General features: G+C 71.0%; 1 pseudogene. It reads right to left on the bottom strand.

The features are described from left to right. Positions 1–520, bottom strand: a pseudogene (locus AC1DTN_RS39220) (hypothetical protein); the annotation flags it as partial.

The following is a 520-nucleotide window of genomic DNA, read 5'->3' as shown; positions in this document are numbered from 1 at the left end:
GCGTCGACACGTTCGCCTTCGGGGTACTGGTAGATCAGCTCGCCGATGTCGTGGGCGCGCAGGTGCGCATCGAGCACGGCGTGCGCCGCCACCACCGATTCGGCATCGCCGCGGTGAAAGCGCAGGTCGATCCGCGCGCGCGGCAGACCCAGCCGGTCGTGCGCGTCGGCCAGCGTGATGCGACTCTGGTCGAAGGGCGACTGTTCGGCGTGGTAGTGCAGGGCGTAGCGATTGCCCGGGCTGTGGACGAAGAAGCCCGGCAGCCGGGTCTTGGCAAAGTAGCGCCCATGCAGGAAGCGGGTGACGAAGGCGGCCGTGCCGAAGGGCGCGCGCAGCAGGTTGCGCGCATGGCGCAGCAGGCTGGGCCTGGGCCCGCCGCCGATCAACGCCTTGCGGATGGCGGGCGCGGCGAGCTTGTCGCGCAGCACCGGCGTGGACAGCGCGAGGTACGCCGCCGACAGGATGCCCGAGCCATGCACGGGATCGACCGGCGGCGGATTGTCGAGCCACAGCGCGATGT

The sequence above is a fragment of the Rhizobium sp. 01T444 genome (assembly GCF_056398305.1).
Note: the sequence above shows the minus strand (reverse complement) of the source record. Positions and strands in the feature narration are given on the sequence as shown.